General features: G+C 67.0%; 19 protein-coding genes. 6 read left to right on the top strand and 13 right to left on the bottom strand.

Annotation, left to right across the window (positions count from 1 at the left end; translation table 11 throughout):
• Nucleotides 1-401: 401 nt before the first annotated feature.
• Both AC5W54_RS05220 and AC5W54_RS05225 read left to right on the top strand, forming a co-directional pair.
• The gene (locus tag AC5W54_RS05220; RefSeq protein WP_495961016.1) at nucleotides 402-827 is read left to right on the top strand and encodes a universal stress protein; all 426 of its coding nucleotides are present in this window, start codon (nucleotides 402-404) and stop codon (nucleotides 825-827) included.
• Nucleotides 828-891: 64 nt separating this feature from the next.
• Nucleotides 892-2,562 (top strand): BCCT family transporter, encoded by a 1,671-nt coding sequence (locus tag AC5W54_RS05225; protein WP_495961017.1) that lies wholly within the window; start codon nucleotides 892-894, stop codon nucleotides 2,560-2,562.
• A 68-nt stretch (nucleotides 2,563-2,630) separates the two neighbouring features.
• On the opposite strand, the gene AC5W54_RS05230 is transcribed toward AC5W54_RS05225, so the two are convergent.
• The 3 genes from AC5W54_RS05230 to AC5W54_RS05240 all read right to left on the bottom strand — a co-directional run bounded on the left by AC5W54_RS05230 (nucleotide 2,631) and on the right by AC5W54_RS05240 (nucleotide 5,816).
• Nucleotides 2,631-3,356 (bottom strand): 3'-5' exonuclease, encoded by a 726-nt coding sequence (locus AC5W54_RS05230; protein WP_495961018.1) that lies wholly within the window; start codon nucleotides 3,354-3,356, stop codon nucleotides 2,631-2,633.
• A 2-nt stretch (nucleotides 3,357-3,358) separates the two neighbouring features.
• Nucleotides 3,359-5,284, bottom strand: a complete 1,926-nt coding sequence (locus AC5W54_RS05235) for a DUF294 nucleotidyltransferase-like domain-containing protein (protein ID WP_495961019.1) — start codon at nucleotides 5,282-5,284, stop codon at nucleotides 3,359-3,361.
• A gap of 148 nt (nucleotides 5,285-5,432) precedes the next feature.
• The gene (locus AC5W54_RS05240) at nucleotides 5,433-5,816 is read right to left on the bottom strand and encodes a DUF4168 domain-containing protein (RefSeq protein ID WP_495961020.1); all 384 of its coding nucleotides are present in this window, start codon (nucleotides 5,814-5,816) and stop codon (nucleotides 5,433-5,435) included.
• Nucleotides 5,817-6,146: 330 nt separating this feature from the next.
• Between AC5W54_RS05240 and AC5W54_RS05245 the strand changes: the two genes are divergently transcribed.
• The gene (locus tag AC5W54_RS05245) at nucleotides 6,147-7,076 is read left to right on the top strand and encodes a DMT family transporter (RefSeq protein ID WP_495961021.1); all 930 of its coding nucleotides are present in this window, start codon (nucleotides 6,147-6,149) and stop codon (nucleotides 7,074-7,076) included.
• Nucleotides 7,077-7,209: 133 nt separating this feature from the next.
• On the opposite strand, the gene AC5W54_RS05250 is transcribed toward AC5W54_RS05245, so the two are convergent.
• From AC5W54_RS05250 to gbcB, 6 genes are all read right to left on the bottom strand, one after another.
• Nucleotides 7,210-7,848: a sarcosine oxidase subunit gamma gene (locus tag AC5W54_RS05250; RefSeq protein WP_495961022.1), complete on the bottom strand. Its 639-nt coding sequence runs from the start codon at nucleotides 7,846-7,848 to the stop codon at nucleotides 7,210-7,212.
• Complete coding sequence (locus tag AC5W54_RS05255; protein ID WP_495961023.1) at nucleotides 7,841-10,879, bottom strand: sarcosine oxidase subunit alpha family protein; 3,039 nt, start codon at nucleotides 10,877-10,879, stop codon at nucleotides 7,841-7,843. The genes AC5W54_RS05250 and AC5W54_RS05255 overlap by 8 nt, the downstream gene beginning before the upstream one ends.
• Nucleotides 10,876-11,244, bottom strand: a complete 369-nt coding sequence (locus AC5W54_RS05260) for a sarcosine oxidase subunit delta (RefSeq protein ID WP_495961024.1) — start codon at nucleotides 11,242-11,244, stop codon at nucleotides 10,876-10,878. The genes AC5W54_RS05255 and AC5W54_RS05260 overlap by 4 nt, the downstream gene beginning before the upstream one ends.
• A gap of 12 nt (nucleotides 11,245-11,256) precedes the next feature.
• Entirely contained in the window at nucleotides 11,257-12,507 is a 1,251-nt protein-coding gene (locus tag AC5W54_RS05265; protein WP_495961025.1) for a sarcosine oxidase subunit beta family protein, read from the bottom strand.
• Nucleotides 12,508-12,566: 59 nt separating this feature from the next.
• Nucleotides 12,567-13,895, bottom strand: coding sequence for a serine hydroxymethyltransferase (glyA, locus tag AC5W54_RS05270; RefSeq protein ID WP_495961026.1), 1,329 nt, complete (start codon nucleotides 13,893-13,895; stop codon nucleotides 12,567-12,569).
• Between the two features lie 241 nt (nucleotides 13,896-14,136).
• The gene (gene gbcB, locus AC5W54_RS05275) at nucleotides 14,137-15,243 is read right to left on the bottom strand and encodes a glycine betaine monooxygenase reductase subunit (protein WP_495961027.1); all 1,107 of its coding nucleotides are present in this window, start codon (nucleotides 15,241-15,243) and stop codon (nucleotides 14,137-14,139) included.
• A 333-nt stretch (nucleotides 15,244-15,576) separates the two neighbouring features.
• On the opposite strand from gbcB, the gene gbca reads away from it, so the two are divergent.
• Nucleotides 15,577-16,863 carry a glycine betaine monooxygenase oxygenase subunit gene (gbca, locus tag AC5W54_RS05280; RefSeq protein ID WP_495961028.1) on the top strand — a complete coding sequence of 429 codons (1,287 nt, stop codon included), beginning with the start codon at nucleotides 15,577-15,579 and terminating at the stop codon, nucleotides 16,861-16,863.
• A gap of 141 nt (nucleotides 16,864-17,004) precedes the next feature.
• Here the strand turns inward: gbca and AC5W54_RS05285 are convergent, their stop codons facing one another.
• The 4 genes from AC5W54_RS05285 to fdhA all read right to left on the bottom strand — a co-directional run bounded on the left by AC5W54_RS05285 (nucleotide 17,005) and on the right by fdhA (nucleotide 23,245).
• Complete coding sequence (locus tag AC5W54_RS05285; protein ID WP_495961029.1) at nucleotides 17,005-17,244, bottom strand: hypothetical protein; 240 nt, start codon at nucleotides 17,242-17,244, stop codon at nucleotides 17,005-17,007.
• 56 nt (nucleotides 17,245-17,300) lie between these two features.
• Complete coding sequence (fdhF, locus tag AC5W54_RS05290; protein WP_495961030.1) at nucleotides 17,301-20,132, bottom strand: formate dehydrogenase subunit alpha; 2,832 nt, start codon at nucleotides 20,130-20,132, stop codon at nucleotides 17,301-17,303.
• Nucleotides 20,133-20,142: 10 nt separating this feature from the next.
• A complete protein-coding gene (locus tag AC5W54_RS05295; RefSeq protein WP_495961031.1) occupies nucleotides 20,143-21,861 on the bottom strand; it encodes an NADH-ubiquinone oxidoreductase-F iron-sulfur binding region domain-containing protein in 1,719 nt (572 codons plus the stop codon).
• Nucleotides 21,862-22,051: 190 nt separating this feature from the next.
• Nucleotides 22,052-23,245: a formaldehyde dehydrogenase, glutathione-independent gene (gene fdhA, locus AC5W54_RS05300; protein ID WP_495961032.1), complete on the bottom strand. Its 1,194-nt coding sequence runs from the start codon at nucleotides 23,243-23,245 to the stop codon at nucleotides 22,052-22,054.
• A 265-nt stretch (nucleotides 23,246-23,510) separates the two neighbouring features.
• Between fdhA and AC5W54_RS05305 the strand changes: the two genes are divergently transcribed.
• Both AC5W54_RS05305 and AC5W54_RS05310 read left to right on the top strand, forming a co-directional pair.
• Entirely contained in the window at nucleotides 23,511-25,088 is a 1,578-nt protein-coding gene (locus AC5W54_RS05305) for a BCCT family transporter (protein WP_495961033.1), read from the top strand.
• A gap of 262 nt (nucleotides 25,089-25,350) precedes the next feature.
• Nucleotides 25,351-25,878 carry an invasion associated locus B family protein gene (locus tag AC5W54_RS05310; protein ID WP_495961034.1) on the top strand — a complete coding sequence of 176 codons (528 nt, stop codon included), beginning with the start codon at nucleotides 25,351-25,353 and terminating at the stop codon, nucleotides 25,876-25,878.
• The last annotated feature ends 2 nt before the right edge of the window (nucleotides 25,879-25,880 follow it).

Below are 25,880 nucleotides of genomic sequence, written 5' to 3' on the forward strand. Positions count from 1 at the left end.
CCTGAGCGATTTTTTCTTGTAACCTTATTCTTGTAACCTAATGTGTAACAACGACAATAAGGGCTGCATGGTGTGCACGGCAATCCCCGCCGGGAAGAATCAGCGTTGAATACCAACCCGACCGCGAGCCGCAAAGTCGGCTACGCATGCGAAGCGCCCGGGCATCCAGGTGCGGGGAGGAAGAGAGATCGTCCGAATGCATTGAAATTCGGCACGGTCGGCATCATGGCATACCCTCATCATAGTGGATGTCGGCCAATGGCCATGGTCCACATGACGAAGAGCCGGAGAGACGAACCAGAGAACATGGCGCTCCCTCCCGGGTACACCACCCCGAGAACACGGAGACCACATCGACAACCACCCAGCACGAGCCCCCCCGGGGAGCAAGGAGAATCAGCATGTACCACAAGATCATGGTGCCGGTGGACCTGGCACACCTCGATGTGATCGAGCCCTCCCTGGCAACGGTGGCCGATCTCGCTCGCCACTATGACGCCGAGGTCTGCTACGTCGGGGTCACGGCCACGACACCGGGCAGCGTGGCTCGAACGCCCGAGGAGTATCGGCAGAAGTTGGAGGCCTTCGCCCAGGAACGCGCCCAGGTGCATGGCCAGCCCGTCAGCACTCACCTCATTACCAGTCCCGACCCGATCGCCGATCTCGATGACCAGCTGATCGAGGCCATCGACGCGGTGGACGCGGACCTGGTGGTCATGCCCACCCACCCGCCGAAGCACCTGGACGTGCTGATCCCGTCCCATGGCGGCAAGGTTGCCACTCATACCGACGTGTCGGTGTTCCTGGTCCGGCCCGCCAAGCGGTGAGCACCGCCCTGGTGGAAGCCACTCGCCGACACGACAACCTGACGAACTGAAGGGAGAACCCTCCATGGAAAAGCATTCTCGTGACGAAGGCGCCGCGGCTGCGGAACAGCCTTCGGAAGGCATACCCGCCCCGGAAGGGCCGGCGAACCTCATCGATACCGACTACGTGATCGGTCAGGACAACATCACCGCCAGCCCCCTGGGGATCAACGTCGACCTGCACGGCAAGGTCTTCACCTTTTCTTCCCTCGTGATCCTGTTCTTCGTGATCATCACGCTGGCCCTGCAGGACCAGGTCGAACCCATCTTCAATGCCATGTTCAGTTTTCTGACCGGGAACCTGGCGTGGTTCTTCCTGCTGGCGGCCAACATCTTCGTGGTCCTCTCCATCGTGCTGATCTTCACCCCCCTGGCCAAGGTTCGGATCGGCGGCATGCATGCCAAGCCGGACTTCAGCTACCTGGGCTGGTTCTCCATGCTCTTCGCCGCCGGCATGGGCATCGGGCTCATGTTCTACGGGGTCTCCGAGCCGATCACGCACTTCGACACCGCCCTCGGCGGCGTTGCCGCGGAGAATGGTGCCCGCACCGACTGGGCCCCGCTGGGTGCCGCCCTGGGCGATCAGGAAGGCGCGATTTCGCTGGGCATGGCCGCCACCATCTTCCACTGGGGCCTGCACCCCTGGGGGATCTATGCCGTGGTGGCCCTGGCGCTGGCGCTGTTCTCCTATAACAAGGGGCTGCCGCTGACCATGCGCTCGATCTTCTACCCGATCCTGGGCGAGCGCGTCTGGGGCTGGCCGGGGCATGTCATCGACATCCTCGCCGTCTTCGCCACCCTGTTCGGGCTGGCCACCTCCCTGGGCCTGGGCGCCACCCAGGCCACGGCCGGGCTCGGCTACCTGTTCGGCGTGCCGGCCACCAACACCACCATGGTGCTCCTGATCATGGGGATCACCGCCGTGGCGCTGGTCTCGGTGGTGCTCGGCGTCGACAAGGGCGTGCAGCGGCTGTCGAAGCTCAACATGGTGCTCGCCGCCCTGCTGCTGCTGTTCGTGATCCTCGTCGGGCCCACCCTGATGATCGTCACCGGGTTCTTCGAGAACCTGCTCTCCTATGCCGTGAACCTGCCGGCACTCTCCAACCCCTTCGGCCGCGAGGACGCCAACTTCACCCAGGGCTGGACGGCCTTCTACTGGGCCTGGTGGATCGCCTGGTCGCCCTTCGTCGGCATGTTCATCGCCCGGGTCAGCCGCGGGCGCACCGTGCGCGAGTTCCTGATCGCCGTGCTGCTGGTGCCCTCAGTGGTCTCGGTGCTGTGGATGACCTCCTTCGGCGGCACCGCCATCGACCAGGCCATCAACCAGGGCTTCGAAGGCGTCCGGGAGGCCGCTCTCGAGTTGCAGCTGTTCGAGATGCTCGGCCAGTTGCCGCTCAGTGCCATCACCTCCTTCGTGGCCATCGTGCTGGTGATGGTGTTCTTCATCACCTCCTCGGACTCCGGGTCACTGGTGATCGATTCCATCACCGCCGGCGGCAAGGTGGATGCCCCCAAGCCGCAGCGCGTGTTCTGGGCCATCATCGAGGGTGCCATCGCCATCGCCCTGCTGCTGGGGGGCGGCCTCACGGCCCTGCAGACCGCGGTGATCACCACCGGCCTGCCCTTCACCCTGGTGCTGCTGGCGGCCTGCTACGCCATCGTCAAGGGGCTGATGAGCGAACCCAGGGCGTCCTGAGACACGGCGCCACGCCGACGACGAGGGCGGCCCACGGGCCGCCCTCTCCGTTTTCACCGCGCGACGAACTAGCTCCAGAGCTGCCCTACCGGCGTCGCGGGCGTATAGTGCGCGGCGACCTGCGCCTGCAGCAACTCGGCGGTGGCCAGGGCATCAGTCAGGGCGTGGTGCCCCTGGTAGGCGGGCAGGCCATAGCGGGCCCGACTGTTCTGCAGCCGGATCGACACCGGTGGACGACCCAACCAGCGACGGAAACGCGCCCACAGAGGCTGGCGATGAATCCGCGCCTCCAGGGACATGGTGTCGATCACCGGGAAGCGCAGTCCCTCGCCAAGCCGTGCCCGTACGGCCTCGTTCAGGAAGGGCCGCTCGATGTGGCGGTAGTGGACCACCACCAGGCGTCCGGCCAGCGCCTCGAGCAGGTCGGGAAGTATCGCCTCCAGATCAGGCGCCTCGGCCACCTCGGAATGGGTGATGTGATGATAGGTCACCGATTCGCGGCTCAGGGGACGCGGTGGACGCACGACCCAGTAGTGCCGTTCGGCGAGGCGAATGCGCGACAGGGTGAAGGGCACCAGGCCGATGCTGACAATGGCATGGCGGCGCGGGTCCAGGCCAGTGGTCTCCATGTCCAGCGCCACCAGGGGAGCCTCGGCGATGGGGGTCGCGGGATCCGGACAACTCGCCGCGAAGAAGGCCGCCAGCCCGGGATCCTGGGCCCGCGCCGCCCGATTGGCCAGGTACTCGTCCCAGGCGGGTGTCCGACCGGAGGAGGCGCGTCGAAGGGCACGCATGGCTATTTCGCCCGACTCTGGCTCGACCGGGGGCGGGCCGGCAGCGGATAGCGGAACTTGAGAAACTTCTGGGCATTGCTCAGCACCTGGAAGGCATCCTTCAGGTTGTGTCGCTCGTGGTCGGCGACATTCTCCGGCTCGATGTTGTTGTCGGGAGCGCGCTCATGCTCGAGGTCGATCACCTGGTGGCGAATGCGCGCCATGGAGAGCAACTCGAAGGCATAACGCAGCTTCTCGCTCACCCCGGGCGCCAGCAGTTGGGTGCGATCGATGTCGTCGAGACGGGAAAAGCTGTTCTGGGCCCGGGAGCCGCAAGCCAGGGCATGCACCCGGATCAGGTCGACCATCGGCGCCGTGCCACGTCGCTTGAGGTTGATGGAGTTGTTGTGCTTGCCATCCTTCTCCATCACGAAAGTGCGGAAGAAGCCCAGCGGCGGCGTACGGTTCAGCGCATTGCGCGCCATGGCGGCCAGGAACAGCGGGCTCTTCGCCGCCTGCTCGGCCACCAGGTCCTGAAGCTGCTCGACGAGGGCATTTTCGCCGTGGACGCTGTCCAGATCGAAGAAGATCGAGCTGTGCAGCAGCCGTTCCGGGGTGGGATCCTGGATCCAGTCGCGGAAGTAGCCCTTCCACACCGCGAGAGGCTGTCGCCAGCGCGGGTTGGTGGCCATGATGTCGCCCTTGCAGTAAGGGTAGCCGCAGGCGTCCAGGCCATCGCTGACGCGCCTGGCCAATTCCAGGAAGTAGCCGTCGTGCCGCTCGGGATCGAAGTCGTCGTCGAGTACCAGGGCGTTGTCCTGATCGGTGACGATGGCCTGCTCATTGCGCGCCATGGACCCCAGGGCCATGAAGCAGTACGGCACCGGCGGCGGCCCCAGTTCCTCTTCGGCCAGCTCCAGCAAGCGCCGGGTGAAGCTGCGCCCGATGGTCGAGAGGGCACTGCCCACCATGCGCGAGTCGGCACCATCGTGCACCATGCGCACGAAGGCCGCCTGGACGTCCGGCGCCAGCTTCGCCAGTCCCTCCGCACTGGACTGGTTGAAGATATTGCTGACCAGGTAGAGGCTCGAGTGCGTCTCGTAGCGAATGATATCGGAGAGGTGGACGATGCCCACGGGGTGGCGGCGATGCATCACCGGCAGGTGATGGATGTTGTTGCGCAACATGCACAACATCGCCTCGTGTACCGATTCGTCGGACTGGATGGCAATCAGCTTGTCGCTGATCACCTCCCCCACCGGTGTCTCCGGCGGAAGGCCCTCGGCCACCACGCGCTTGCGGAAGTCGCTGTCGGTGAGGATGCCGCGCACCTGCCAGGCACGCTCCTCGCTGTCGCGGAAAGTGTAGCGCGGCTTGTCACCCGGCTCGCCGAGCACCAGCACGGCGGAGGCCTGGAAGTCGCTGAGCTGTCGGGCCGCCTGCTGCACCGTGGTGGAGGCTTCCACCATCACCGGGTAGCGCGTCACCAGCTTGCGCACCCGGGTGATCATCATGTCATTGTTCTTTCGCTGCTGCTCGACCGCCGTCTCCATTCGCGGGCGCTCGAGCTCGACGAAGTCGGCGAAGTGCTCGTCGGCCTCGCACAGGTGATGGAAGAAGGCCTCGGGGATGAAGTAGATCAGGGTGTCTTCCATGGCCTTGGCGGGAAAGCGCACCCGCCGGTTCCGCAGCAGGCTGAAGTGACCGAAGATATCGCCCTCGCCCAGGCGGTTGTAGAGCTCGCCTTTGCGGCGGTAGACCTCCACCGCGCCGCTGCGGATGTAGCAGAGCTCATGGAGTTCCTGATCGAGGACCAGAATATCGCTACCGGCCTTGAAGTAGGCCACCTCCACGCGACCGGCCAACTCGTCGAGCAGCTCGTCGGAAATGGCGTCGAAGGGTGGGAAGCGCCCCATGTGCTGGCGAACGTCCAGCAATTCAACGTCCATGCGTCAGTCTCCGGCCGCCATGTCGATCCTGCCAGTCTGGAATCTCGCTTACCGCCTGTAAAGCCGCTGCCCCCAACGACGAAGGCCACCCCGTGACGGGGTGGCCTTCCAGATCGTCAGCCCGTGGCCGCGATGTCGACAAACGCCCTCAGAGGGGTTCGGCCATCTGCTGCACACGCTGCATCAGCTCAGGGTCCTGCTGAATGGCTTGACCGATGGCGTTGAAGGTATCCACATCGAGACCACTGTCCTCGACCACCTCGACCATCCTGTCGTTGGCTTCCATGCGCACTTCCTGCTGTGAGGCTTCATCCTCGGCAGCCTGGAGGCGCTCGGTATATTCCTGGGAAATCACGGCGATCTCCTGGGAAGCATCGGCGAACTGCTGCAGCTGCTGGTCGGAGAAGTCCTGGGCCGGTGCCGCCTGCGGCTGCTCGGGTGCCGTGGCCGGGTCCTGTTGGGCGTGAGCCGTGGCGCTCATCAGGCCCACGGAAAGCAGGGCGGCCGAGAACAGTGCAGTCATCCTTTTCATGAATACCTCCAGGGTGTTGCGGTGTGTATGCCCCTCTGAGACGACAGCGGGTGAAGGCCGTTCAGAATTTTGATGTAACAAAATGAAATATTAGGTATTTCTACCTTAACAGTCGTTCCTTTATGGAGACAGGGTAAGTCATCGCTCGTCCCAGGCCAGCGGCATGAACGCATCCTCTGCTGCCACCTTTAAATACAAATGCGACGCACTATCAGTAAAAATCTTCATGCTGTCGGTATCACACTTTCCTGAACGGCGATGACGCAGTATGTTCGAACCCCCCGCTTCTCGTGTACCTGGCCCCCCCTTGACTCGGATGTCTTGCCCGAAATGACCCCATCGCCCTCTTCTCCCCTCTCCTCGGCCTGGCTGGCCGCCATGCCCGTTCTCTTCGTGGCGCTCTGGAGCACCGGCTTCATCGGCGCCAAGTTCGGCCTGCCCTACGCCGAGCCCTTCACCTTCCTGTTCGTGCGCTTCGTATTGACCCTGGCGCTGCTGGTGCCGCTGGCCCACTGGCTCTCCGGCGAATGGCCGCGCGGTGCCCGGTTGTGGGGCCATATCGCCGTCTCCGGCCTGCTGGTTCACGGTGCCTATCTGGGGGGGGTCTTCTACGGCATCTACCAGGGCATGCCGGCGGGGCTCGCCTCGCTGCTGGTGGGGCTGCAGCCGCTGCTGACCGCTGTGCTCGCCGGGCCGCTGCTGAACGAGCGGCTGGCGCCACGCCAATGGCTCGGCCTGATACTGGGGCTCGCCGGCATCACCCTGGTACTCGGCGGCAAGCTGGATCCGGGTGACGGCCTCTTCCAGGGCTTCGGTATGGGGGCGCTCGCCAGCGTACTGGTGGCGCTGGCCGGCATCTCGCTGGGCACCCTCTACCAGAAGCGTCACTGCGTCGGGATGCCGCTGCTCTCGGGCACCGTGGTGCAGTACCTGGGCGCAGGCGTCGTGCTGGGGCTGGGAGCCCTGCTGTTCGAGGAGCGCCGCATCGACTGGACGCCGACCTTCGCCCTGACCCTGGGCTGGCTGGTGCTGGTGCTATCGATCGCCGCCATCCTGCTGCTGATGGCATTGATCAAGCGCGGTGAGGCCTCGCGGGTGGCCAGCCTCTTCTACCTGGTACCGCCGGTGACGGCACTGGAGGCATGGTGGCTGTTCGACGAGCGGCTGCCGCTCCCGGCACTGGCGGGCATGGCCATTGCCATCGCTGGGGTAGTGCTGGTGGTCAAGGGCCGGGCACCCGTGACGCCGGGGAAAGACTAGCGAGAGAAGACGACTGTACGGTTGGCATGCAGGAGGCCCCGCCGCTCGAGATGCTGGCCCACCGACCGTACCTGCCGATACCACATCGGGCCGGGGTATTTGCCCCGGCCCGATCAGGCGAGTACCTCTTGCGTCACTCCCGCACGACGCCGATGTCGTACTCCTCACCGGCATCCAGCAGCCAGCGATAGCAGTAGTCGGCGAAGCTGCGCCGGATCACCAGCTCCCAGCGCGTCTCGTCGGGACGTCGCAGGATCGCGGTGGTCTTGGCGAACACCGTGGTCACCCCCTTGCCTGCCGGGAAGTGGTCCGGGTGTACGTCGTAGATCACCGATTTCATCAGCAGCTCGGGCACGGCGTCTCCCTCCAGCTCGAGCAGGGTCTGGCCGCCACCGACGTTGACGATGGCGAAGCTGGCGTCTCCGAGGCGCTCGCGCAGGCGTCCCTCGAGCGCGAACTCCTCGCCACCGGGCACGATCAGCAACCACTCGTCGGGCGACAGCCACTGGATCGAGCGTTCCCCGGCGGCATCCAGCACCAGTCCCTGCGGGCGACCGGGCAGGTTCATGCCGAGCTCGTCACGTACCGCCTCGTCGAGCACGATGGCGCCACCGCGCAGGATCAGGTGCCCGAGGAAAGGCCTTTCGCGCATCACCACCCGGCTGGCCGCGCTGGCCGCCGGCGCCCCGCTGCGCTGGAAGGAGAAGGCCAGGGGCGATTCGGCCGGAATGACCGCATCGGCTCGGGAATCGTACAGGTTTACGTTAGACATGCTGACGCTCTCCCTTGGGATCAACGAAGATCGGGCTGACGATCTCGGCTTCGTGGGTGGTGCCGTCGGCCATCGGCAGGTAGACGGTCTCACCGAGCTTGTGGTGGCCGCCCTTGACCACCGCCAGGGCGAAGCCGCTGTCCAGGGTCGGGCTGTAGTAGCTCGAGGTCACGTGGCCGACCATCGGCACGGGCACCGGATGCTTGGGGTCGAGGACGATCTGGGCGCCCTCCTCCAGCACGACCTTGGGGTCCTTCGGCTTCAGGCCCACCAGCTGCTTGCGGTTCTCCCGGGCCGTGTCGCTACGGCTCAGGGCGCGCTTGCCGATCCACGAGAACGGCTTGTCGTAGCCCACGCACCACTGCATTCCCAGGTCCTCGGGGGTCACCGAGCCGTCGGTGTCCTGACCGACGATGATAAAGCCCTTTTCCGCCCTCAAGACATGCATCGTCTCCGTGCCGTAAGGCGTCAGGCCGTACTTCTCGCCGTGGGCGAACAGGGTCTTCCAGACGTGCATGGCATAGTGGGCCTGGACGTTGATCTCGAAGGTCAGCTCGCCGGTGAAGGAGATGCGGAAGACCCGCGCCGGCACGCCGGCGACCTTGCCCTCGCGCCAGTCCATGAACTTGAAGCTCTCCTTGTCCAGGTCGATGTCCGAGATCTCCGCGAGCAGCTTGCGCGACTCGGGTCCGGTGATGGTCATGGTCGCCCAGTGATCGGTCACCGAGGTGAACGTCACGTCCAGCTCCGGCCACTCGGTCTGATGCCACAGCTCCAGCCACTCGAGGATCGCCGCGGCGCCGCCGGTGGTGGTGGTCATCACGAAGTGGTTGTCGGCCAGGCAGCTGGTCACGCCATCGTCGGTGACCATGCCGTCGTCCTTGCACATCAGGCCGTAGCGGCACTTGCCGACGGCGAGCTTCTCCCACTTGTTGGTGTAGATGCGGCCGAGAAACTCCCGGGCGTCCGGGCCCTGGATGTCGATCTTGCCGAGCGTCGAGGCATCGAGGATGCCGACGGCCTCGCGCACCGCCCGGCACTCCCTGGCCACCGCCTCGTGCATCGTCTCGAGCTTGCCGGCGACACGCTGGGGATAGTACCAGGGGCGTTTCCACTGGCCGACGTCCTCGAACTCGGCGCCGTGCTCCACGTGCCACTGGTGCAGCGCGGTGTAGCGCTCGGGGTCGAACAGCTCGCCGCAGTGGCGCCCGACGATGGCCCCGAAGGTCACCGGGGTGTAGTTGGGGCGGAACACCGTGGTGCCGACCTCGGGGATCGTGCGACTCAGGCAGCGCGCGGCGATGGCCATGCCGTTGATGTTGCCGAGCTTGCCCTGGTCGGTGCCGAAGCCCATGGCGGTATAGCGCTTGACGTGCTCGATGGACTCGAAGCCCTCGCGGGTGGCGAGTTCGATGCCCGCCGCGGTGACGTCGTTCTGCAGGTCGACGAACTGCTTGGGCGCACGCAGGGTCGGCTTCTCGTGGGGCACCTGGTAGAGGGCGCAGGCCCGGCCTTCGCGGATGGCATCGACCTGCGGCAATTCGACACTCGCGGCGGCATAGCCGCAAGCCGCGGCGGCCTGGCTGCCCACCTCGACGCCATCGGCCAGCACCTCGGGAAGCGTGTAGACGCCGCGGGCACCGCCGCTGGCGGAGACCCCCTTCACCAGGCTGGGAACGAAGCCGAGGACCTCCTCGTTCCAGGTCGGCCGGGCACCGGTGTGCGAGGCCAGGTGAATCACCGGGCTGTAGCCGCCGGAGCTGGCGATGGTATCGCAGCCGAGGTCCTCCACCTTGCCGGCGACCCGGAAGGCGTCGAGGTCGACCCGGGCGACGCGGGCGGCGGTGACGCGCTTCTCGCCCCGGGCCTCGATCACCGCGCTGCCGGTGACCACCCGGATGCCCCGGGCGCGGGCCTGCTCGACCAGCTCACCGTCTGGCGCCTCGCGCGCGTCGACGATGGCGACCACCTCGCGTCCCGCCTCCTGCCAGTCCAGGGCGGCACGGTAGGCGTGGTCGTTGCTGGTGGAGAGCACCAGGCGATTGCCCGGCACCACCCCGTAGCGGCGGATATAGGTGGAGACGGCGCCGGCCAGCAGATTGCCCGGCACGTCGTTGCCCGCATAGACCAGCGGCCGCTCGTGGGTACCGGTGGCCAGGATCACCCGGCCGGCCCGCACCCGGTGCAGGCGAGACCGTGCCTGGCGATGCCCCTTGGCGAGCGGCGCGGTCTCGGCCAGGTGCTCGGTGCGTCGCTCGTGCAGGGTGACGAAGTTGTGGTCGTGGTAGCCGTTGGCGGTGGTGCGCGGCAGCAGGGTGACGTTGTCGTACCCGGCGAGCTCGGCGACCACTGTGTCCCGCCACTCGGCGGCCGGCTCGTCGTCGAGCAGTTCGCGGGAGTCGAGCAGCGAACCGCCCAGTTCCTCCTGCTCGTCGCACAGGATCACCCGGGCGCCACTGCGGGCGGCGGACAGCGCCGCCGCCAGCCCCGCTGGCCCGGCACCGATCACCAGCACGTCGCAATGCCGGTGCAGGTGATCGTAGATGTCCGGATCGGCTTCCGCCGGACTACGGCCCAGGCCGGCGCTCTTGCGGATGTACTTCTCGTAGGTCATCCACATCGAGGCCGGAGCCATGAAGGTCTTGTAGTAGAAGCCCGGCGGCATGAACTGGCCGCCCAGCTTGCCGACCAGCCCCATCAGGTCGCGCTGGACGTTGGGCCAACCGTTGGTGCTGCGGGCGACCAGGCCGTCGAACAGCGCCTGCTGGGTAGCCCGCACGTTGGGCACCTGGCCGGCCTCGGTGGCCCCCAGTTGGACGACCGCATTGGGCTCCTCGGCCCCGGCGGCGACGATGCCGCGCGGCCGCGAGTACTTGAAGCTGCGGTTGACGAGATCCACGCCGTTGGCCAGCAACGCCGAGGCCAGGGTATCGCCGGCATGGCCCTGGTAGGCCTGTCCGTTGAAGGTGAAGCTCAGGGTGCGGGTGCGGTCGATGCGCCCACCCCGGACGAGACGATTCGGCTGGCTCATGCGCGGACTCCTTCCTGGCGGGTGGTCTCTGCACCGGCGGCACGAGCGGCGTCGTGCTCGAGCTCGGCGGCACGGGAAACGCTCTCGGCGGTAACGGTCGGCTGCTCGCCCATGCGGTAGGTCTCGAGGATCTCGTAGCTCACCGTGTGCCGGGTGATATTGAAGAACTTGCGACAGCCGACGGCATGCACCCACAGCTCGTGGTGCACGCCCCGGGGGTTGTCGCGGAAGAACAGGTAATCGCCCCACTCCTCGTCGGAGCAGGCCTCGGGGTCCACCGGGCGAGCGATATGCGCCTGGCCCTTGGGGTGGAACTCCTCTTCCTCGCGGAGCTCCTCGCAGTAGGGGCAGTAGATCTGGAACATGGGATGGCCTCCTTAGTGTGCGACCCCTGCCGCGCCGTGTTCGTCGATGAGGGCACCGCTGTGGAAGCGGTCGATGGAAAACGGGGCGGCAATCGGGTGCATCTCGCCCTTGGCCAGGCTGGCGGCAAACACATGCCCCGAGCCCGGCGTGGCCTTGAAGCCACCGGTACCCCACCCGCAGTTGAAGAAGAGCCCCTTCACCGGCGTCTTCGACAGGATCGGACAGGCATCCGGACAGGTGTCGACGATGCCGCCCCACTGGCGGTTCATGCGCACCCGGGAGAAGATCGGGAACATCTCGACGATCGCCTGCAGGGTGTGCTCCACGGTGGGATAGCTGCCGCGCTGGCCATAGCCGTTGTAGCCGTCGATCCCGGCACCGATCACCAGGTCGCCCTTGTCCGACTGGCTGATGTAGCCGTGGACGTGGTTCGACATCACCACGGTGTCGAGGATCGGCTTGAGCGGCTCGGAGACCAGCGCCTGCAGCGGATGCGACTCCAGCGGCAACCGGAAGCCGGCCATCTTCGCCAGCACGCCGGAGTTGCCAGCGGCGACGCAGCCGATGGTCTTCGCCTCGATGTCGCCGCGATTGGTGTGTACCCCGAAGACCCGACCGTCGCGAATCTTGAAGCCGGTGACCTCGGTGTTCTGCAGCAGGTCCACGCCCAGGGCGTCGGCGGCGCGGGCATAGCCCCAGGCCACGGCGTCGTGGCGGGCCACGCCGGCGCGGGGCTGCCAGGAGGCGCCGAGCACCGGGTAGCGGGCGCGCGTGGAGCAGTCGAGGATCGGCACGATCTCCTGAACCCCCTTGGCATCGAGCACCTCGCCGTCGATGCCGTTGAGGCGGTTGGCGTTGACCCGACGCTGGATGTCGCGCATGTCCTGCAGGGTATGGCCGAGGTTGAGTACGCCGCGCTGGGAGAACATCACGTTGTAGTTGATGTCCTGCGACAGCCCCTCCCACAGCTTCATGGCGTGCTCGTAGAGCGCCGCGGCCTCATCCCATAGATAGTTGGAGCGCACGATGGTGGTGTTGCGGGCGGTGTTGCCGCCGCCCAGCCAGCCCTTCTCGAGCACGGCGATGTTCTTCACACCGTGCTCCTTGGCCAGGTAGTAGGCGGTGGCCAGGCCATGGCCGCCGCCGCCGACGATGATCACGTCGTACTGCTTCTTCGGTGCGGGATTGCGCCACTGACGCTGCCAGTTCTCGTGGTGGCTCAGTGCGTGCTTGACCAGCCCGAAGCCTGAATAACGTTGCATGCTCTCTCTCCTCGATCGGCCCTCGACCGGCTGGCCAGGGGCCACCCCGACGAACGGGTTCAGGCGATGGTTGTCTCGCGGGCATCGGCCGCCAGGGAGGCGGCGTCACCGTAGACCGGATAGCGGGCACAGAGCGCCTCGACCTTCTCGCGGACCTCGGCTTCCACGGCCTCGCTGTTGCCCTGCTCGGCCAGCACATCGAGCAGGTCGCAGATCCAGCCGGCCAGGGCGGTGCAGTCCTCGACATCGAAGCCGCGGGTGGTCACCGCCGGGGTGCCGATACGCAGGCCGGATGTGACGAAGGGGCTCTGGGGATCGTCCGGCACCGCGTTCTTGTTGACGGTGATATGGGCCCGACCGAGCGCCGCATCGGCGTCCTTGCCGGTCACGCCCTGCTTGATCAGCGACACCAGGAAGAGGTGATCGTCGGTACCGCCGGAGACGACGTCATAACCGCGATCGAGGAACACGGTGGCCATGGCCCGGGCGTTGTCGATCACCCGCTGCTGATAGCGCACGAAGTCCTGGCTCATGGCCTCCTTGAAGGCCACCGCCTTGGCGGCGATGACGTGCATCAGCGGGCCGCCCTGCTGGCCGGGGAAGACCGCGCCGTTGAGCTTCTTGTAGAGCGCCTCGTCGCCATGAGCCGAAAGGATCAGGCCACCACGCGGACCACGCAGGGTCTTGTGGGTGGTGGTGGTGACCACGTGGGCGTGGGGCAGCGGGCTCGGATAGAGACCCGCGGCGACCAGGCCGGCCACATGGGCCATGTCCACCAGCAGCCAGGCCCCGACCTCGTCGGCGATGGTGCGGAAACGGCGCCAGTCGACCACCCGCGAGTAGGCGGAGAAGCCGGCGATGATCAGCTTGGGCCGGTGCTCCCGGGCCAGGCGCTCGACCTCGGCGTAGTCGATCTCGCCGGTCGCCGGGTTCAGGCCGTACTGCACGGCGTGGTAGTGCTTGCCGGAGAAGTTGGGGGCGGCGCCGTGGGTCAGGTGGCCGCCGTGGGCCAGGCTCATGCCCAGCACGGTATCGCCCGGGCTGACCAGGGCCATGAAGGCCGCGGCGTTGGCCTGGGCCCCGGAGTGGGGCTGGACGTTGGCGTAGTCGGCACCGAACAGGTCGCAGGCGCGCTCGATGGCGAGTTTCTCGACCTTGTCGACGAACTCACAGCCGCCGTAGTAGCGCTTACCGGGATAGCCCTCGGCATACTTGTTGGTCAGTTGGGAGCCCTGGGCCACCATCACGTGCCGGCTGGCATAGTTCTCGGAGGCGATCAGTTCGATGTGGGCCTCCTGACGCACCGCTTCATCGGCGATGGCAGCAGCCAGGGCAGGGTCATAGGCGGCCAGGGAGGCCTGGGGGCGGTATCCTTCACGGTCGGTCATCTCGGGGCTCCGGCTTGTTGTCGTTGGCGAGATTCAATGGGTGCGTTCACCTGCCGCGATGGTATCCCCGCGGTCGAGATACCATGCTGCTTGCAAGCGTCACGACTCGATGCGTTTGCGACATCGCTGTCGTCTTTCCGACATGCGGCGTCAACGCAGGAAAAAGCGTGCCCCGGCTATCACCGGGGCACGCCGAAAGGGTTCGGGCGAGCGGCGTCCAGGACCGGGACGCCCGACCCGCTCAATACTCCACCACCACGTCACCCAGCGGCTTGCTGCAGCAGGAGAGGATATAGCCCTCGGCGACGTCCTCGTCGGTGATGCCGCCGTTATGCTCCATCTCGACCTGGCCGGAGGTGAGCGGGACCCGGCAGGTACCGCAGATGCCCATGCCGCAGGCCTTGGGGATATGCAGCCCGAGCTTGGCGGCGGCGGCATGCACCGTCTCGCCCGGCTGGATACGCACGCTCTTGCCGGTGGCGGTGAAGTCGACGCTGAGCATCTCGGCGACGTCCAGCTCCTCGGCCTGCGCCTCGGCCAGCTCGGCATGCTCGAGCGCCTCCTCCTGCACATCGGCCGGGGTGGCACCGAAGGACTCCTCGTGGTAGTGGCTCATGTCGAAGCCGTTGTTCTTGAGCAGGTTCTTGACGGCGTTCATGTAGGGCGTGGGGCCACAGCAGAAGATCTCCCGCTCCAGGAAATCCGGCGCCATCAGCTCCAGCATCTGCTGGCTGAGGTAGCCACGGAAGCCGGCCCAGGCCTCGCCCAGCGCGTCGCTGTGCTCGCAGACGATATGCAGCCTGAATTCGGGAATGCGCGAGAAGATGTGCTCCAGCTCGCGGTGGTAAATGATGTCCTTGGGGGTGCGCGCGCTGTGCACGAACTCGATATCCACGGCAGAATTGGTATCGAAGAACCAGCGCGCCATGGACATCAAGGGGGTGATACCCACGCCGCCGGAGAGCATCAGGATCTTCTCCGCCGGGTAGTCGATGGCATTGAAGTTGCCCACCGGACCATGCACCGCCAGCTCGTCACCCGACTTGAGATTGTCGTGGAGCCAGTTGGAAACCTTGCCCCCGGGCACCCGCTTGACGGTGATCGAGAAGCTGTAGGGCACCGAGGGCGAGCTGGAGATGGTGTAGGAGCGCATGATCGGCTCGCCGTCGATCTCCAGCTCCAGGGTCACGAACTGACCGGGCTTGAAGAAGAACAGCACCGGCTGCTCGGCCATGAAGCAGAAGGTGCGTACGTCCCAGGTCTCCTGGATCACCTTGACGCAGCGCACCAGGTGGCGGCCGTTGGTCCAGGTCTGGGTCGTGACGGGGTTGAGAAAGTTCATTGTCATTTTCGTGTCGCCTGGGATGCACCATGGGAGGCTCCGACCTCGGCGCCAGCGCCTGTCGTTGGGCGGAATTCTGCGCCAGTCGACGGCGTCTCTACTTGTCTGTCAGCGACACGGCCATATCCATGATTTCCACCCTCCTCGCTTTTTCTCGAACCGGGCGTCGCACCTGCATCGAAGCTTGTCGCCGGCAGGCAATTCTACATCCGGCGGCTGATTCAAACTCGCCCTGTCTTCACCCGACGTCGCGCCTGCCGTGTGCGCGACGGCATGCCTCCCACAACATCAACAATCCGCCCGATGCCGCACGCGCGGCCTGCAAGAGGAAGTGTTTCCATGGATCCGATTTCCCACCTCCATCTGGACGATGACCTGGCCCCGGCACGCGAGGCCGCCAGCGCCATGCTTGCCGGCCGCGCGCGAAACTTCTCGCTGCCCCAGCCGTTCTACAACGACGCCCGGTTGTTCGCCCTGGACATGCAGGAGATCTTCGGCAAGGAGTGGCTGTTCGCCGGCATGACCTGCGAGATCCCCGCCAAGGGCAATTACATCACCCTGGAGATCGGCGACAACCCGGTGATCCTGGTGCGCGGCAACGACGGCGCGGTACACGGCTTCCACAACGTCTGCCGTCACCGCGGCTCGCGGCTGTGCGTCAGCGACAAGGGCAAGGTGGCCAAGCTGGTCTGCCCCTACCACCAGTGGACCTACGAGCTCGACGGCCGGCTGCTGTTCGCCGGCAGCGACATGGGCAGGGACTTCGACCTCGGCCAGTACGGGCTGAAGCCGGTGCACGTGCGCACGGCAGGCGGTTTCATCTTCGTCAGCCTGGCCGAGCAGCCGCCGGCCATCGACGACTTCCTGGTGACGCTGGAGCACTACCTCGAGCCCTACGACATGGCCAACGTCAAGGTCGCGGTGGAGTCCTCCATCGTCGAGCAGGCCAACTGGAAGCTGGTCATCGAGAACAACCGCGAGTGCTACCACTGCAACGGCGCCCATCCGGAGCTGCTCAACTCGCTGCAGGAGTTCGACGATACCGACGACCCCCGCGCCACGCCCGCCTACAAGGCGCTGGTGGCGAAGAAGCAGAGCGACTGGGACGACCAGCAGGTGCCCTGGCAGCTCAAGCGCTTCGGCAAGCGCAACCGCCTGACCCGCACGCCGCTGCTCGACGGCATCGTCTCCATGACCATGGATGGCCAGCCGGCGTGCAACAAGCTGATGGGCCGACTCGAAAGCCCCGACATGGGCTCGCTGCGCATCCTGCACCTGCCCAACTCCTGGAACCACTTCATGGGCGACCACGCCATCGTCTTCCGCGTGCTGCCGCTGGGCCCGCAGGAGACCCTGGTGACCACCAAGTGGCTGGTACACAAGGATGCCGAGGAGGGGGTCGACTACCATCCCGAGACGATGCGCCGGGTATGGGACGCCACCAATGCCCAGGACAAGCGGCTGGCCGAGGAGAACCAGCGCGGCATCAACTCCAAGGCCTACGAGCCCGGCCCCTACTCCGAGACCTACGAGTTCGGCGTGATCGACTTCATCGACTGGTACAGCGAGCAGATGCAGGAGAACCTGGGTCACACGGCACCGCATCTGCAGGTAGTACGGGGCTGATCCCGCCACAATAACCAACCCGACGGGGCCCGCCATCGTGCGGGCCCCGTCGTTTCAGTGCGCGCCCCCTGGGGCGCACAGGAAAAAGCGCCCCCGGTTCGCTCGAACCGGGGGCGCCTCACGGCAAGGGCCGGAAGCTCGTCATCTCAAGGCGGGCAGCAGGAAACGCTCCAGCGCGGCCCGCACCGAGGGCAGCATGATATCGGTCTGGCCGCCGAGCTCCTGCACCAGCTCCTGGAGCCCGGGCACGCCCACCTCGCCGTGCTTGAGCAGTGCCATGCGGGCGCAGGTCTCCGGGCTGGCTCCCTCGGGGATGCGGATGCCGAGCGCCACCAGGCGATCACGGAAATCATCGCCGTCGATCAGGTCGACGATCATCATGGGTCTACCCTCCTACGGCTCCGTCGTGGCCGTCTGCGTGACATGGCACGACCGCCTCATTCGCTCTCTACCGGCACCGGCGCTTTCGCGCGGCTCAAGCGGCAGGCGGCATACTTGAACTCCGGGATCTTGCCGAACGGGTCGAGCGCCGGGTTGGTCAGGATATTGGCCGCCGCCTCCACGTAGCAGAAGGGCACGAACACCAGGCCCTCCGGCATCAGCGGGTCGACCCGGGTCTTCAGGGTGATGGCCCCGCGCCGGGTGGTGATGGTGATCGGCTCGCCCGGCGCCATGCGCAGGCGCACCAGCTCCGCCGGCGCGAGGCTCGCCACCGCCTCGGGCTCGAGGTCGTCGAGCACCCGGGCGCGGCGGGTCATGGAGCCGGTGTGCCAGTGCTCCAGCTGGCGCCCGGTGGTCAGCACCGTGGGGTAGTCGCCATCGATGGGCTCGTCCGGCGGCAGCGGCCGGGTCGGGGCGAACTTCGCCCGCCCGCTCTCGGTGGGGAAGGTGTCGGAGAACACCACGTCCGCCCCGGGGGCGTCGTCGGCCGGACAGGGATAGGTCACCGAGCTCTCGCGCTCCAGGCGCTCCCAGGTGATATGGTCGAGCGACGGCATGCCCTGCTTCATCTCGGCGAACACCTCGCGGGGATGGGCGTAGTGCCAGCCCAGGCCGAAGCGGTTGGCGATCTCCTGGATGATCCACCAGTCGGGCTTCGCCTCGCCGGGCAGCGGCACGGCGGTACGCCCCAGCTGCACCTGGCGATTGGTGTTGGTAACGCTGCCGTCCTTCTCCGGCCAGGCCGAGGCCGGCAGGATCACGTCGGCGAACTGGGCGGTCTCGGTGACGAACAGGTCCTGCACCACCAGGTGCTCGAGCTTGGCCAGCGCCGCGCGGGCATGGTCGAGGTCCGGATCGGACATCGCCGGGTTCTCGCCCTGGATGTACATCCCCTTGATGGTCCCCGCCGCGATGGCATCCATGATCTCCACCACGGTGAGCCCCGGTGTTTCGTCAAGCGGGGTGTTCCACAGCTCCTCGAAGGCGCTGCGCACCTGGGCGTCGGTGACCGGCTGGTAGTCGGGCAGCACCATGGGGATCAGGCCGGCGTCCGAGGCCCCCTGGACGTTGTTCTGGCCACGCAGCGGGTGCAGGCCGGTGCCGGGGCGCCCGGTCTGGCCGCAGGCCAGCGCCAGCGAGATCAGGCAGCGCGCGTTGTCGGTGCCGTGCACGTGCTGGGAGATGCCCATGCCCCAGAAGATCATCGCCTTGTCGGCGGTCGCATAGAGCCGGGCCATCTCGCGGATCAGCGACGGCGCGACGCCGCAGGCGGGCGACATGGCCTCGGGGGTCAGGTCGCGCACATGGGCCTTGAGCGCCTCGAAGCCTTCGGTGTGGCCGTCGATATAGGCCTGGTCGTAGAGCCCCTCGCTGACGATCACGTTGAGCATGGCGTTGTAGAGCGAGACGTCGCCGCCGGGGGTGAAGCGCACGCTCAGGTGGGCGTAGGCGTCCAGCGCCTGGCCCCGCGGGTCGAGGATGATCAGCTTGGTGCCGTTTCTGGCCGCCTGCTTGAAGTAGGTGGCCGCCACCGGGTGGTTGATCGCCGGGTTGCAGCCGGTGAGGATCACCACGTCGGCCTGCAGCGCCTGCATGAACGACGCCGTCACCGCCCCCGAGCCGATGCACTCCATCAGCGCCGCCACCGAGCTGGCGTGACACAGCCGGGTGCAGTGGTCGACGTGGTTGCTGCCGAAGCCGGTGCGCACCAGCTTCTGGAACAGCCAGGCCTCCTCGTTGGAGCACTTGGCGCTGCCGAAGCCGGCCAGGCCGTCGGGCCCGTGGGCCGACTTGATCGCCTTCAGGCCGTCGGCGGCGACATCCAGCGCCTCCTCCCAGCTCGCCTCGCGGAAGTGGGTCAGCGGATCCCCCGGGTCGAAGTCGGGATCGAGTCCCTTGGGGATGCCGGCCCGACGGATCAGCGGCCGGGTGAGCCGCGTGGGGTGGTTGGGGTAGTCGAAGCCGAAGCGCCCCTTGACGCACAGGCGGTTCTCGTTGGACGGCCCGTCACGCCCCTCGACGAACAGGATCTTCTCGTCCTTGATGTGGTAGGTGAGCTGGCAGCCCACCCCGCAGTAGGGGCAGACCGAGTCGACGGTGCGATCGGCGGCCTTGGAGTCGCCGCGCCCGGCGGCGTCGATCAGGGTGGCCGGCATCAGCGCCCCGGTGGGGCAGGCCTGGACACACTCGCCGCAGGCCACGCAGGTGCTCTCGCCCATGGGGTCGTCGAAATCGAAGACGATCTTCGAGGCCGCCCCGCGATGGGCCAGGCCGATGACGTCGTTGCCCTGCACCTCGCGGCAGGCGCGCACACAGAGGTTGCACTCGATGCAGGCATCGAGATTGACGTTCATCGCCGAATGCGTGGTGTCCCGGGTGAGTGACCCCTCCCGGGGGGCCACGTGGTGGACGCTGCCCTCCCGGTGGGATGGCAGCCGTTCGCGCACCGCGGTGGCGTCGATGGCGAGCGCCTCGGCCATATCCCAGAAGTGGCTCGAGCGGTCGGGGCTGGCGTCGCGCTCGGGCTGGTCGGCGATCAACAGCTCCATCACGCCTTCGCGGGACACGCGGGCGCGCTCGGAGGTGGCGCTCTTGACCACCATGCCGGGGGCCGCCTCGCGCAGGCAGCTCGCCGCCAGCACCCGCTCGCCCTCGATCTCCACCATGCAGGCGCGGCAGTTGCCATCGGCGCGGTAGCCGGGGGCCTCCTTGAAGCACAGATGGGGGATGGTCTCGCCGGCGCGCTTGGCCACCTGCCACAGGGTCTCGCCCCGGTAAGCGCTCACTTCGGCGCCATCCAGCGTCAGGGTAAAGGTCTCTTGTGCCATGGTCTGCCTCCTACCCCTTCACGATCACGTTCTGGCTGGCGAGTTCACTGCGGAAATCCCGCAGCAGCCCCAGCACCGGATTGGGGGCCGCCTGGCCCAGACCGCAGATGGAGGCGTCCATCATCACCTGCGACAAGCGCTCGAGCTCGTCGACCCGCCACTCGTCGCGCTCGAGCAGGGTCAGCATCTTCTCGGTGCCGACCCGGCACGGCGTGCACTGACCGCAGGACTCGTCGGCGAAGAAGGCCAGCAGGTTGGTGGCCACCGCCCGCAGGTCGTCCCGGTCGGACAGCACGATGATCGCCGCCGAGCCGATGAAGCAGCCCGCTTCCTGCAGGGTGTCGAAATCCAGCGGGATATCGGCCTTGCTCGCCGGGAGTATCCCCCCGGAGGCGCCGCCGGGCAGGTAGCCGGCGAGCCGGTGGCCGTCGGCCATGCCGCCGCAGTACTCCTCGATCAGCTCGTTGAGGGTGATGCCGGCGGGGGCCAGATGAACGCCGGGGCGCTTGACCCGACCGGAGACCGAGAAGCTCCTGAGCCCCGAGCGGCCGTGACGGCCGTGGCCGGCGAACCAGTCGGCCCCCTTCTCCCAGATCAGCGGGATCCAGTAGACGGTTTCGACGTTGTTGACCAGGGTCGGGCGGTCGAAGAGCCCCTTCTGAGCGACGAAGGGTGGACGGTGGCGCGGCTTGCCGGGCTTGCCCTCCAGCGACTCGATCATCGCCGACTCCTCGCCGCAGATGTAGGCGCCGGCGCCGCGGCGCAGCACGATGTAGCCCGGCGGCACCAGGGCCGCGGCCTCGAGCTCGGCGATCGCTTCGTGAAGCACCCGGTGCAGGCCGGGGTATTCGTCGCGCAGGTAGATGTAGAGTGCCTCGGCCTCCACCGCCCAGGCGCTGACCAGCGCCCCCTCGAGGAAGCGGTGCGGGGAGCGCTCCAGGTAATAGCGATCCTTGAAGGTGCCGGGCTCGCCCTCGTCGGCGTTGATCGCGCAGTAACGCGGCCCGGGTTCCTGGCGCACGAAGTACCACTTCTTGAAGGTGGGGAAGCCCGCACCGCCCAGGCCGCGCAGATTGGCGGTCTCCAGCGCCTGCATCAGGGCCTCCACCGTCACCCTGTCGGCGCGGCAGTCGGCGAGCAGCCGGTAGCCGCCCCGCTCACGGTAGTCGTCGAGGCGCTGCCAGAGGATCGCCTCGGGGTGGAAGTGGCCGGTGTCGACCACCGACTCGACGCCCTCGCGGGTAGCGAACAGCACGTGGTGATGCCCCACCTCGACCACCGGCGCGGTCTCGCAGCGCCCCATGCAAGGCGCGCGCACCACCCGCACCCGGGCCGGATTGACGCCCGCCTTGAGCTCGGCCTCGAGGGTGGCGGCACCGGCGAGCTGGCAGGAGAGCGAGTCGCAGACGCGGATCGTCGTCTCCGGCGGCGGCGTCTGGTCGTCGTGCACCACGTCGAAGTGGGCATAGAAGGTGGCGGTCTCGTAGACCGCGGCCATGGGCAGGTTCATGTACGCAGCCAGTGCCCGGAGGTTCACCAGCGACAGGTAACCATGGGCGTCCTGGATGGCGTGCAGGTGCTCGATCAGCAGGTCACGGCGGCGCAGCTCGGCGTCCTTTCGCTCGTCGCCGAGCAGCTGACGCAACGCCGCCAGGGCCACGGGGGGCAGATCGCGGCCACGGGGCCTGCCGCGGAAACGGCGTTTGGGGTTGACGGTCTCGACGGTCATGGGCGAACTCGTTGTTATCGGTGGGCCTTGCCTGACTTGCATGTTCGCACCGGCTCCGGGCAGGGGCAATGCCCGACAGGCCGCTGGATAGCCCTGAGACATGCAGGAGTCGTTCCGGGGCAGACCCCGGCGTGTCGCCGGGGATCGTGGTCGGCAGGCCCGGGGAGATCCGTCCCCGGGCCGTGCGGGCTCAGGCAGCGACGCTGCCGTGGGGGTCGATGACGAATTTCTTCGCGGCGCCGCCGTCGAAGTCGGCGTAGCCCTGCGGGGCCTCGTCCAGGGTGATCATCTGGACATTGACCGCATCGGCGATCTTGACCTTGCCGAACAGGATCGCCTGCATCAGCGGGCGATGGTACTTCATCACCGGACACTGCCCCGTATGGAAGCTATGCGACTTGGCCCAGCCGAGGCCGAAGCGCATGCTCAGCGCGCCCTGCTTGGCGGCTTCGTCGGCCGCACCGGGATCTTCGGTCACGTAGAGGCCCGGGATGCCGATCTGGCCACCGGCACGGGTCAGCGACATGGCCGAGTTCAGCACGGTGGCCGGCGCTTCCTTGCCGTGGTTGCAGCCACAGGCATGGGCCTCGAAGCCGACGCAGTCGACGAAGCAGTCGACCTCGCGCTCGCCGAGGATCACCTCGAGCTTGTCGGCGATGTCGCCGTCCTGGGTCAGGTCGATGGTCTCGCAGCCGAAGCTGCGGGCCTGGGCCAGGCGCTCCTCGATCATGTCGCCGACGATCACGCAGGCCGCCCCCAGCAGCTGGGCGGAGACCGCCGCCGCCAGACCCACCGGGCCGGCACCGGCGATATAGACGGTACTGCCGGGCCCGACGCCGGCGGTGACGCAGCCGTGGAAGCCGGTGGGGAAGATGTCCGAGAGCAGGGTCAGGTCGCGGATCTTCTCCATGGCCTGGTCGGCGTCCGGGAACTTCAGAAGGTTGAAGTCGGCGTAGGGCACCATGACGTACTCGGTCTGGCCGCCGACCCAGCCACCCATGTCCACGTAGCCGTAGGCCGCGCCGGGACGCGCCGGGTTGACGTTGAGGCAGATGCCGGTCCGACCCTCCTTGCAGTTGCGGCAGCGGCCGCAGGCGATGTTGAACGGCACCGAGACCAGATCGCCCGGCTGGATGAATTCCACATCGCGCCCGCACTCGACGACGAGGCCGGTGATCTCGTGGCCCAGCACCAGGCCGGACGGCGCGGTGGTACGGCCGCGCACCATGTGCTGATCGCTGCCACAGATGTTGGTGGTGACGACTTTCAGGATCACGCCGTGGTCGCATTTGCGATTGCCGAGGGCGAGTTCCGGATAGGGAATGGATTCGACGTCGACCTTACCCGGGCCCTTGTAGACGACTCCGCGATTGGCTGCACTCATGGCTGGCTTCCTTCATGTCTTGTTGTAGGGAGCGGCGCAAGCGCCACCCCGAGACTTTACCGGTACCGCTCACCGGGATTGTTCCCGAATGAGTCATCGCCATGCGTGATCGCGACATGCCCTTCATCCTGATTGATCGTGTGTGCGGGTGGATAGCCGGAGGTCGCTTTCACGACACCCCCCTGGCCCGGCAGGCCCAACAATGCACGGGCCCCGAGATGCCGGAGCATCCCCGGGGACCAACAACAACACCCAAGGAACCCCGATGAAGACCGACGACGACCCGATCCTGTCGCCCGGACAGGACAATACCCAGATCTTGGGGCTGGATTTCCACCACCCCGTCTTTCCTCTCTCGGCGCTGGCCATCCTGGCCTTCATTCTCTATGCGCTGATCTATCCCGATGCCGCCAATACCCACCTGACCTCGGCCCGTGGCTGGTCCATCGAGCACTTCGATTGGCTGTTCATGATCGCCGGCAACCTCTTCGTGCTGCTGTGTATCGTGCTGATCGTGCTACCGATGGGGCGGATCCGCCTCGGCGGCGACGAGGCCCGGCCGGAGTACTCGACCACCTCCTGGTTCGCCATGCTGTTCGCGGCGGGCATGGGCATCGGCCTGATGTTCTGGAGCGTGGCCGAGCCGGTGGCCTACTACACCGACTGGTACGGCACCCCGCTCAACGCCGCCGCCCATACCCCGGCCGGGGCCAGCGCGGCCATGGGCGCCACCATGTTCCACTGGGGCCTGCACCCCTGGGCGATCTACGGCGTGGTGGGGCTGTCGCTGGCCTTCTTCGCCTACAACCGCGGCCTGCCGCTGACCCTGCGCTCGGCCTTCACGCCGATCCTCGGCGACCGGGTACGCGGCTGGTTCGGCCATGTCATCGACATCGTCGCGGTGCTGGCGACCATCTTCGGCCTGGCCACCTCGCTGGGCTTCGGCGCCTCCCAGGCGGCGGGTGGCCTCAACTACCTGTTCGATATCCCCAACACCATCGGCACCCAGCTCGCCATCATCATCGGCGTCACGGTGGTCGCGCTGTTCTCGGTGTGGCGGGGCATCGACGGTGGGGTCAAGCTGTTCTCCAATATCAACATGGTGATCGCCCTCGCGCTGCTCGTCTTCGTGGTCATCACCGGTTCCACCCTGCTGTTCCTCAACGGGCTGTGGAACACCACCCTCGCCTATGTCAGCCACATCGTGCCGCTCTCCAACTGGATCGGCCGCGACGACACCACCTGGTACCACGGCTGGACGGTGTTCTACTGGGCCTGGTGGATCTCCTGGTCGCCCTTCGTCGGCATGTTCATCGCCCGGGTCTCGCGCGGCCGTACGGTGCGCGAGTTCCTGACCGCCGTGCTGGTGGTACCGACCCTGGTCACCATCGTCTGGATGAGCGCCTTCGGCGGCACCGCCCTGACCCAGTCGGCGGCCGGCGTCGGCGAACTTGCCAATGGTATCAGCGACGTCTCCCTGGCGATGTTCCAGATGCTCGAGCACCTGCCGCTGACCACCCTGACCTCCAGCCTGGCGATCCTGCTGGTGCTGATCTTCTTCATCACCTCCTCGGACTCCGGTTCGCTGGTGATCGACAACATCACCGCCGGCGGCAAGACCGATGCGCCCCGCGGCCAGCGGGTCTTCTGGGCCACCCTGGAAGGGGTGATCGCCGGCATCCTGCTCTATGGCGGCGGCAGCACCGCGCTCGGCGCCCTGCAGGCGGGGGCCGTGGCCACCGGCCTGCCCTTCACCCTGATCCTGCTGGTGATGGCTTACAGCCTGGTCAAGGGGCTGCGGGAAGAGCAGAGAAGGCTGGTGCTGGCCAAGGCAACCGGCTGAACCGTGCGGCCCCGGCCCTCCGGAGCCGGGGCGCGACCCCTGAAACGCAACGACCCCGGCAACGCCGGGGTCGTTGCGTTATGGACCTCGCGCCACGACTCGGCATCGGGGCGCTCGAGAGGGCTCGACCTCGGGGGAGCGAACGGGCATGGTAGTGCTTTCCACCCTGGCCCTTCGTCGAGGCGGCGAGTGCGCCCCTACCCGTCGTGGGAGCACGGCGCGACGAGAGCTCATGGTCACCCAAGTCGAGGAGGTAGCACCGATGTCGACCCCGTTCACCCGATGCCTGGGCCTGGCCGGCCTGTTGTCTCTGCTGGCCCTGGCCCCCCCTGCCTTCGCCCAGCAGACCTCGCCGGGGGGCGCCGAGGCCGATGTCACCACCGAGCAATTCCGTGACTGGGAGGTCGTCTGTCCGAGCGCGGGCGGGGGCAACTGCACGATGTACCAGGTGGTCAACCACCCGGAGGGCGACCACCCCCTGATGCAGGTGATCGTGGCGTATCCGCCGCAGCTCGACGGTCCGGCGATGACCTTCCTGCTGCCGCTCGGCGTGCATCTCGCCTCGGGCCTGCAGCTCAGCGTGGGTGACGAAGCCCCGGCCCAGTTCCCCTACCAGGCCTGCCTGCAGCAGGGTTGCCGTGCCGACCTGCCCGTCGAGTCGTCCCTGCTCCAGGCACTGCGCGCCGGCAGCACGGCCACCCTGAGCCTGATCGATCCCCGTGGCAACCGCATCGACCTGGATATCTCGCTGATGGGCTTCACCGACGCCCATGGCCGGATCGCCCCCTGAAG

It is taken from the genome of Halomonas sp. LMYGS-3, assembly GCF_059509875.1.

Excerpts from the sequence above, each read along its gene's own strand:
- AC5W54_RS05220 (WP_495961016.1), top strand. The coding sequence starts at position 402 with ATGTACCACAAGATCATGGTGCCGGTGGACCTGGCACACCTCGATGTG.
- AC5W54_RS05225 (WP_495961017.1), top strand. The coding sequence starts at position 892 with ATGGAAAAGCATTCTCGTGACGAAGGCGCCGCGGCTGCGGAACAGCCT.
- AC5W54_RS05230 (WP_495961018.1), bottom strand. The coding sequence starts at position 3,356 with ATGCGTGCCCTTCGACGCGCCTCCTCCGGTCGGACACCCGCCTGGGAC.
- AC5W54_RS05235 (WP_495961019.1), bottom strand. The coding sequence starts at position 5,284 with ATGGACGTTGAATTGCTGGACGTTCGCCAGCACATGGGGCGCTTCCCA.
- AC5W54_RS05240 (WP_495961020.1), bottom strand. The coding sequence starts at position 5,816 with ATGAAAAGGATGACTGCACTGTTCTCGGCCGCCCTGCTTTCCGTGGGC.
- AC5W54_RS05245 (WP_495961021.1), top strand. The coding sequence starts at position 6,147 with ATGACCCCATCGCCCTCTTCTCCCCTCTCCTCGGCCTGGCTGGCCGCC.
- AC5W54_RS05250 (WP_495961022.1), bottom strand. The coding sequence starts at position 7,848 with ATGTCTAACGTAAACCTGTACGATTCCCGAGCCGATGCGGTCATTCCG.
- AC5W54_RS05255 (WP_495961023.1), bottom strand. The coding sequence starts at position 10,879 with ATGAGCCAGCCGAATCGTCTCGTCCGGGGTGGGCGCATCGACCGCACC.
- AC5W54_RS05260 (WP_495961024.1), bottom strand. The coding sequence starts at position 11,244 with ATGTTCCAGATCTACTGCCCCTACTGCGAGGAGCTCCGCGAGGAAGAG.
- AC5W54_RS05265 (WP_495961025.1), bottom strand. The coding sequence starts at position 12,507 with ATGCAACGTTATTCAGGCTTCGGGCTGGTCAAGCACGCACTGAGCCAC.
- glyA (WP_495961026.1), bottom strand. The coding sequence starts at position 13,895 with ATGACCGACCGTGAAGGATACCGCCCCCAGGCCTCCCTGGCCGCCTAT.
- gbcB (WP_495961027.1), bottom strand. The coding sequence starts at position 15,243 with ATGACAATGAACTTTCTCAACCCCGTCACGACCCAGACCTGGACCAAC.
- gbca (WP_495961028.1), top strand. The coding sequence starts at position 15,577 with ATGGATCCGATTTCCCACCTCCATCTGGACGATGACCTGGCCCCGGCA.
- AC5W54_RS05285 (WP_495961029.1), bottom strand. The coding sequence starts at position 17,244 with ATGATGATCGTCGACCTGATCGACGGCGATGATTTCCGTGATCGCCTG.
- fdhF (WP_495961030.1), bottom strand. The coding sequence starts at position 20,132 with ATGGCACAAGAGACCTTTACCCTGACGCTGGATGGCGCCGAAGTGAGC.
- AC5W54_RS05295 (WP_495961031.1), bottom strand. The coding sequence starts at position 21,861 with ATGACCGTCGAGACCGTCAACCCCAAACGCCGTTTCCGCGGCAGGCCC.
- fdhA (WP_495961032.1), bottom strand. The coding sequence starts at position 23,245 with ATGAGTGCAGCCAATCGCGGAGTCGTCTACAAGGGCCCGGGTAAGGTC.
- AC5W54_RS05305 (WP_495961033.1), top strand. The coding sequence starts at position 23,511 with ATGAAGACCGACGACGACCCGATCCTGTCGCCCGGACAGGACAATACC.
- AC5W54_RS05310 (WP_495961034.1), top strand. The coding sequence starts at position 25,351 with ATGTCGACCCCGTTCACCCGATGCCTGGGCCTGGCCGGCCTGTTGTCT.